Here is a 7,392-nt window from a genome sequence, read left to right on the forward strand (position 1 = left end):
CGCGGATCAGTTGACGGGCGGGTGGGCGTTGGCCAGCAGCTCCTGGAACTGGGCGGAGAACCAGTGCCCGGAGACCGGCGCGCCGTCCAGGGCGCCGCTCATGCTGTTGCCGTTGCGCGGGTTGCCCTCATAGGTGGGGTCGCACATCCGGTCGAAGCCCTTGCCCTCGGGGTTGGGGATGAACTCGCTGGAGCCGTCGGACTCGCCCGGCGGCTTCATCCACACGTAGGCGTCGATGCCGGAGGCGGGTGCGGTCTGCGGGCGCTCGCCCAGTCCGGCCCCGGCCTGGTTGCACCAGTTGCCCAGGTGGATGCGCCGGTCGTAGCGGCCGCCGTCCACGTAGGCGTCCACGCTGGTCTGGGGTCCCGGGCCGGTGGGCCGGGCGTCGCCGCCCCAGCCGTTGCGGGAGGTGTCGATGAGCATCCCGATGTCGGACGGGAAGCCCTGGGAGACCAGTTCCTGGCGCAGCGCCTGGGCGAAGCCCAGCTCGTCGACGTAGCGGTTCCAGTCCACCCAGGAGGACTGGCGGACCGAGACGCCGCCGATGGTCTGGTCGACGGAGAAGTTGTCCTCCTTCAGCGCCGAGTAGTTGGCGGTGTTGGCGATGAACCCGTGCACGTCGGCGGGGGTGGCCCCGGCGGCGTTCGCGGCCTGGTAGAAGATCTGGGCGGAGGCGGTGAAGTTGTCGTCCCAGCCGATCCAGCCGTGGTGGCCGGCGTCCACGTAGTTGTAGACGTTGTCGATGGCGCCCAGGGAGGCCAGGGCGTAGCCGACCCCCTCGACGTAGTTGCCGTTGGCCAGCATGACGTCGCACTCGGGGGTGGCGGTGTCGCGCGGGGTGACGTTGGTGACCAGGTTGGGCAGCGAGTCGATCTCGATGGTCGCCACGATGCGCAGCTCGGTGTCCTCGTAGTCGGCGAGGATGTCGGCGATCGGGTCGATGTACTCGTTCTTGTAGCGGTCGATCTCCTCGGGGCCGAGCTCGCCGTTGGAGGCCAGGGCGGCGCAGTCGCGGCCGGGCAGGTTGTAGATGACGACCTGGAACACCAGGGGGCTGCCGTCCGCCTGCTCCAGGGCCTCGTCCAGGTGGTCGCGCAGGCCCATGTCGCCGGTGGTGGGGCTGTCGTTGCCCTCGATGGCGCCGATGCGGTCGAGCCACACGCCGGTGGGCTCGTTCGCCACGGCGGCGCCGCCGGGTTCGGCGGCGGCCTTCTCCGACCAGATGGGGTTCACGTAGACGTCGGCGCCCGCATAGGGGTTGTCCACGCGGGAGGTGCCGGGATCGGGGTCCGGATCCGGGTCGGGATCAGGATCGGGGTCCGGGTCGGGGTCGACCGCGCCGTCGCACAGGACGCCGTTGAGCTCGAACGCGAGCGGGGCCGCGTTGGAGCCGGAGTAGGAGGCGTTGAACCCGAAGCTCACCGAGGCGTCGGTGGCGATGGCGCCGTTGTAACCGGCGTCGGAGACCGAGACGTTGGCGCCGCTCTGGGTGTGGGTGCCGCCCCACAGGTTGGTGACCTGCTGGTTCCCGGGGAAGGACCAGTCCAGGGTCCAGCCGTTGACGGCGTCTCCCAGGTTGGTGATCTCGACGTTCGCGGTGAAACCCGAGCCCCAGTCGGAGACCGTGTAGTCCACGGCACAGCCGGCGTCGGCATTGGCGGGGGCGGCGGGGACGACGGCCAGGGCGGCGCCCACCACCAGGGCGGACAGGGCGGCCGGTCCTCTGCGTGCGTGCGACGGTCCGGGTGTCGCGGCACGGTGGATTCTTCTCATCTTCTGCTGCTTCCTTGCGGAGGGGGGTGATCCGTAGGGAAAGGAAAGATGGTGTCGCGCCGGGCGCGACGACTGCGGGGAATCCGAAGGGCATGGCTATGAGAATGGCGGCGAGCGGGGCATGGCTTTTCTCCGGTGGGGACGACCCGATCCGGGAGCGCTCCCATACAAAACGGGAGTACCGGGCGGGCAACGGAGGGGCGGGGGGCGGATGGGCTGTCGGAGCCTGGAAGTGCGGTCGTGCAGTAGTTCCGCGCTCTCGCTCTGTATCCGGGAGCGCTCCCACGAGAGTAACCACGCAATGGTGATATGTAAACAGCGAATGAAAAAGAGATTTCGTGCCACCTGGGACCGCATCCCACGGTGAAATCACTGATGAATGGGCATTAAGCTACTCGGCCGTCAAGAAAAGCTGTGAATCCTGAGACTCAAGTGAACAGCTGCCCGATCAATGGTGTTACCGATTGGGGTTCTCCGACCATTGTCAAGACCCCGAAAACTCCGAAAAACCTCGAAATTCGGCTCGTTCGGGTGGGCCGTCCGGAGTCGGGAGCGCGCCACTCCCCACATCCGCAATCTTTTTGAAACCCGGCTCCTCGAACCCCGGTCCCCCGGAACCGCTCGCCCCTCGCGGCGGCACCCGAGGGCGGGCACCGACCCCTGGCGACCAGTCCTCAGCGATCGGCCCTCAGCGGCTGGCGTCGCCGAACTCCTCGCTGGCGTCCGCCAGGATGCCCAGCACCGCGATCGGGTCCGGCAGCACCACCGAACCGCCCGCGTCGCGCGGGGTGCGGATCCACGTCACCCGGTCCCCGCCGGGCAGCCGGGACGGGGCGCCCAGGACGAAGCTGTCCCGGCAGTGCCAGCGCAGGCCCGGCATCTCCTCGATCGCCTCCGGGACGCAGTCCAGGTGGCAGGACCACCACTCGTCCTCGTCCACGGGCGACCGGGTCGCCACGAAGAACAGGTACCGCGACCCCAGCGCCGCCACCGGGCCCGCGGGCACACCCGCCCGGCCCATCCGCGCCAGCGCCATCACGCCGGCCTCGCGCGGCACGTCGAAGACGTCGAACACCCGCCCCGTCGGCAGGATCACGTTGGCCTCGGGGTCGGCCGCCCACCACCGGCGGATCGTGTCGGTGTCGGTGCTGGCCTCCACCCCCCAGGCCATGGTCGCCGGATGGGCCGCCGGATCCGGACAGCCCAGCCGTTCGCAGTTACAGGCCCGGTCCTCGCCCGGTGCGGCGCCCCGCACCACGGGCCAGCCCAGCGCCGCGTAACCCAGCGCGGCGTCGACCATGCCGTCCATCGCCGGACGCCGCTTCCGTCGGTACAACACATCGGCCATGGAGCCCTCCCCGGTGTTCTCGATGTTCCAGGTGCGGTCCTGCACTGCCGGACCCGCACCCGGCGACCGCGACCGGGGTGGGCGATCCGGTCGCGCTACCGGAGCAGACGCGCCGCTTCGGTGGCCCAGTACGTGAGGACCTGCTCGGCCCCCGCCCGCCGATAGGAGGTGAGGGTCTCCAGGATCGCCCGCTCGCGGTCGATCCACCCGCGCTCCGCCGCCGCCTCGATCATCGCGTATTCGCCGCTGACCTGGTAGGCCGACACGGGTACCGGCGACGCCTCGGCGACCTTGGCGACGATGTCCAGGTAGGCCAGGCCGGGTTTGACCATCACCATGTCCGCGCCCTCGGCGACGTCCAGGGCCACCTCGCGCAGCGCCTCCCGGGCGTTGGCCGGGTCCTGCTGGTAGCCGGACCGGTCCCCGAACTGCGGCGCGCCCTCGGCGGCCTCCCGGAAGGGGCCGTAGAACGAGGACGCGTACTTGGCGGCGTAGGCCAGGATCGGCACCCGCGCGAACCCGGCCCGGTCCAGCCCGGCGCGGATCGCCGCGACCTGGCCGTCCATCATGCCGCTGGGGGCCACCACGGCGGCGCCCGCCTCGGCCTGGGCGGCGGCGATGGACGCGTACCGCTCCAGGGTGAGGTCGTTGTCGACGTGGCCGTCGGTCTCCAGCGGGCCGCAGTGGCCGTGCGAGGTGTACTCGCACAGGCACAGGTCGGCCATGACCACCAGGGAGTCGCCGACCTCCTTGGCGAGGTCGCGCAGCGCCTCCTGGACGATCCCGTGCGGGTCGTCGGCGCCGGAGCCGCGTTCGTCCTTGTGCGCGGGGATGCCGAACAGCATCACGCCGCCGACCCCGGCCTCGGCCGCCTCGTGGGCGGCCCGGCGCAGGCTGTCGCGGGTGTGCTGGAACTGGCCCGGCATGGAGGAGATGGCGACCGGGGCGTCGATCCCCTCCTTGACGAACATCGGCAGGATTAGGTTCTCCGGCAGCACCCGGGTCTCGGCGACCAGGCGGCGCAGCGCCGGGCCCCGGCGCAGGCGGCGCGGCCGGGCGGCGGGGTAGGCCGCTTCGCGACCGGTGGTGTCCATGGGTACTCCTGAAGAAGGCGGGTTCCTGCTGGCTGCTGCTGGTGGGAGCGTCGGCTCAGAGCTTGCGGCGGCGGCCGCGGCGCTTCTGGCTCGGCTTGAGGACGGGCTTGCCCGCCTCGATCGCCTCGGTGCGCTTGGCGGCACCGTACTCCGAAAGCGCGTCCACGAGGGCCGAAACGGAGGCTTTGGGTGCCACGACATCGACGCGCAGGCCGAACTCGATGGCGGTCTTCTCGGTCTCGGGGCCGATCACGGCAATAACGGTGGTGTTGTGCGGCTTGCCCGCGATCCCCACCAGGTTGCGCACTGTGGAGGAGGATGTGAAGAGTACCGCGTCGAAACCGCCGCCCTTGATCGCCTCTCGGACGGGGGCGGGCGGCGGTGCCGCCCGGACGGTCCGGTAGGCGGTGACGTCGTCGATCTCCCAGCCCAGGTCGGTGAGCCCGGCGGCCAGGGTCTCGGTGGCGATGTCGGCGCGCGGCAGCAGCACCCGCTCGATGGGGTCGATCTCGGCGTCGTAGGGCGGCCACACCGACACCAGCCCGGCGCTGGACTGGGCGTCCTCGGGCGGGGCGAGGTCGGGCTGGATGCCGAACTCTCGGACGGCGCGGGCGGTGGCCTCGCCGACGACGGCGACCTTGACCCCGGCGAACGCGCGCGCGTCCAGGCCGTAGGACTCCAGCCGCTCGCGGATCGCCCTGACCGCGTTGACGGAGGTGAACGCCACCCACTGGTAGCGGCCGGTGACCAGGCCGCGGACGGCGCGCTCCATCTGCTGCGGGGTGCGCGGCGGCTCCACCGAGATGGTGGGCACCTCCTCGGGCACCGCGCCGTGGTCGCGCAGCTGCTCCGAGAGGGCGGCGGCCTGCTCCTTGGTGCGGGGCACCAGCACCCGCCAGCCGAACAGCGGGCGGCCCTCGTACCAGGACAGTTCGCTGTGGCGGGCGGCCGGGGCGCCGACGATCATCATCGCGGGGGCGGTGAGGTGGTGGCCCTTGGCGTCCTTGGCCTTGAGCTCGGCGACCAGGCGGCCCAGGGTGGAGGCCACGGTGGTCTGGCGGGTGGTGCCCCCGGCGCGGACGACGGCGACGGGCGTGGAGGCGGGCCGCCCCCCGGCGATGAGGGTCTTGCACAGGACGTCGAACCCGGGGCCCTGGAACTCGGCGGGCTCCTCGGGCGGGGCGTCGCCGCCCAGGACCAGCAGGGGCGCGTCGCTCGCGGCGGCCTCGTGCCAGTCCACCTCGGCGCCGCGGGCGCGGGCGTTGAGGATGCGCACCTCGGGGACGCCGTGGCCCATCAGCGGGATGCCCGCGAAGGTCGGGACGGCGGTGATGGAGGAGACGCCGGGGACGACCTCCGCATCGACGCCCGCCTCCCGGCAGGCCTGGACGAGGTCGGCGCCGCGGCAGCCGAAGAACGGGTCGCCGGAGAAGAGCCGCACCACCCGCAGGCCCTCGCGGGCGCGGGCCAGGGCGAAGGCGTTGACGTCGCCGATGTCCTCGGCGCGGGCGGTGGTGACGTCCTCGCGGCAGTGGGTGAGGAGTTCCTCGCGAAAGCCCGCCAGGTCCTCGCCGGCGGGCTCGCGCAGCGTGATGACCACGTCGGCGTCGCGCAGCAGCTCGGCGCCGCGCAGGGTCAGCAGCTCGGCCCCGCCCGGGCCGGCACCGACCAGGGCGACGTGCCCGGGCCGCACGGCTGCACGCTGCTCCTCCGGCGAAGAAGAGGGACTGGCGTTGGCGTTCACGTGACTCCTCTGTGTTTCCGCCTCCCGGGGCGCGGTCGCCGGGACGCGGGCGGGACCGGCGGGTCCTGACCTGCCCGCCGGTGGGCTCTGGCTCAGGGCTCCGGCGGGGTGTCCCTCTCGGCGAAGGCGGCGGCGACGATGCGGTCGGCGCCCTCCGCGATCATCGTGCGGGCCAGCTCGCGGCCCAGGGCGGCGGCGCCGTCCACGTCGGTGACGCCGGAGGCGGCGCGCTCGCCGCGCACCGACTCCGAGCCGTCGGTGGCCACCACGGCGGCGCGCAGGCGCAGTTCGCCGCGGTCGGCGTCGTAGAGGGCGTGGGCGCCCACCGGCGCCGCGCAGCCCGCTTCGAGTTCGGCCAGGACGGTGCGCTCGGCGACGACCGCCAGCCGGGTGGCCGGGTGGTCGACTGCGGACAGGTAGGCGAGGTCGGCCTCGGCGCGGTCGGCGCGGCACTCCACGGCCAGGGCGCCCTGGCCGGGGGCGGGCAGCACCTGCTCGGGGTCGAAGACGTCGGTGACGTCGGCCATGCGGCCCACCCGGACCAGTCCGGCGTAGGCCAGGACGACGGCGTCGAGCTCGCCGGAGGCGACCTTGCCCAGGCGGGTCTCGGCGTTGCCGCGGATCGGCACGTACACCAGGTCGGGGCGCAGGGCGGCGAGCTGGGCGACGCGGCGCGGGGAGCCGGTGCCGATCCTGGAGCCGGCGGGCAGGTCGGCGAACTTGAGGCCGTCGCGGGCGCACAGGGCGTCGCGGGGGTCGTCGCGTTCGGGGATGGCGGCCAGGACCAGGCCGTCGGCGGGCGTGGTGGGCAGGTCCTTGAGGGAGTGGACGGCGAAGTCCACGGTGTCGGCCGTCAGCTCGTCGCGCAGCGCGTTGACGAACACGCCGGTGCCGCCGAGCTGGGTCAGGTGGGCCTTGGTGACGTCGCCGAAGCTGGTGATGAGCACCAGCTCGATGGCCTGCCCCGTCCGCTCGGTGATGGCGTCGGCGACCAGCTGGGACTGGCTGGTGGCCATGTTGCTGCGACGGGTGGCGAGCCTGGCGGGCCCCGTGGTGCCGGTCATGCCTTCTCCTGGGCGGTGCGGGCCGCCGTGGTCGTGGTGTCGAGGTCGAACAGTTCGCGCAGGGCCGCCTCGTAGGACTCCCCGTCCGGGGCGGCGGCCAGCTCCTTGACGCGCACCGTGGGTCTGTGCAGGAGCTTGTCGGCGACGCGGCGCATCGCGCGGGTGATCTCCTGGCGGGTGCGGTCGTCCAGGTCCTCGGGCAGCCGGCCGTGCAGGCGGTCCAGCTCGGCCTCCACCACGTCGCGGGCCTGGGCGCGCAGGGCGACGACGGTGGGGGCGACCTGGGCGGCCCGGCGGACGGTGCGGAACTCGGCGACCTCCTCGTCCACGATGCCGCGGACGAGTTCGAGGGCGCCGCCGCGGCCGGCG

General features: G+C 72.7%; 5 protein-coding genes and 1 pseudogene. All 6 read right to left on the reverse strand.

All coding sequences use genetic code 11. The features are described from left to right. Window positions 1-6 precede the first annotated feature (6 nt). Window positions 7-1,773, reverse strand: coding sequence for a glycoside hydrolase family 6 protein (locus ACJOT3_RS30075; RefSeq protein ID WP_406976515.1), 1,767 nt, complete (start codon window positions 1,771-1,773; stop codon window positions 7-9). A 688-nt stretch (window positions 1,774-2,461) separates the two neighbouring features. Further along, entirely contained in the window at window positions 2,462-3,121 is a 660-nt protein-coding gene (locus tag ACJOT3_RS30080) for a bifunctional DNA primase/polymerase (protein WP_406976516.1), read from the reverse strand. Window positions 3,122-3,216: 95 nt separating this feature from the next. Next, window positions 3,217-4,215, reverse strand: a complete 999-nt coding sequence (gene hemB, locus ACJOT3_RS30085; protein ID WP_406976517.1) for a porphobilinogen synthase — start codon at window positions 4,213-4,215, stop codon at window positions 3,217-3,219. Between the two features lie 55 nt (window positions 4,216-4,270). Next, window positions 4,271-5,959 carry a bifunctional uroporphyrinogen-III C-methyltransferase/uroporphyrinogen-III synthase gene (locus ACJOT3_RS30090; RefSeq protein WP_406976518.1) on the reverse strand — a complete coding sequence of 563 codons (1,689 nt, stop codon included), beginning with the start codon at window positions 5,957-5,959 and terminating at the stop codon, window positions 4,271-4,273. A gap of 92 nt (window positions 5,960-6,051) precedes the next feature. Beyond that, window positions 6,052-7,023 carry a hydroxymethylbilane synthase gene (gene hemC / locus ACJOT3_RS30095; protein ID WP_406976519.1) on the reverse strand — a complete coding sequence of 324 codons (972 nt, stop codon included), beginning with the start codon at window positions 7,021-7,023 and terminating at the stop codon, window positions 6,052-6,054. Then, a pseudogene (locus ACJOT3_RS30100) lies at window positions 7,020-7,392 on the reverse strand (glutamyl-tRNA reductase); the annotation flags it as partial. The gene hemC and the pseudogene ACJOT3_RS30100, both read right to left, overlap by 4 nt.

The organism is Nocardiopsis protaetiae (genome assembly GCF_045446735.1).
Classification (GTDB): Bacteria; Actinomycetota; Actinomycetes; order Streptosporangiales; family Streptosporangiaceae; genus Nocardiopsis; species Nocardiopsis protaetiae.